The following is a 216-nucleotide window of genomic DNA, read 5'->3' as shown; positions in this document are numbered from 1 at the left end:
TTCGCATGCAAACCTTTAAATTTTCTAAGCCTGGCTTTTAGAAAAAAGAAATAATCTCTACTATACTTGATATTGTATAATCTTAGCTTGATAGTGATGTGGTCATACCCCACATCCATCAACTTAAGGTATATTTTTAAACAAAATGCGGTCTTTCCATATAGTTTTTTATTATCTTTTGTAGATTTTATAAAAGCGGGCATATCAAATAAACCC

1 protein-coding gene is annotated in these 216 nt (G+C 30.1%); it reads right to left on the bottom strand.

Features of this window, described 5'->3' with window-relative positions:
- Positions 1 to 216, bottom strand: a 216-nt coding sequence (locus MR168_RS33260; protein WP_242291781.1) for a hypothetical protein, incomplete at both ends; no start/stop codon positions are given.

The sequence above is a fragment of the Bacillus cereus group sp. BfR-BA-01356 genome (genome assembly GCF_022663635.1).
Lineage (GTDB): Bacteria > Bacillota > Bacilli > Bacillales > Bacillaceae_G > Bacillus_A > Bacillus_A cereus.
The sequence above is the reverse complement of the archived record's forward strand: the minus strand, read 5'-3'. Positions and strand labels throughout refer to the sequence as shown.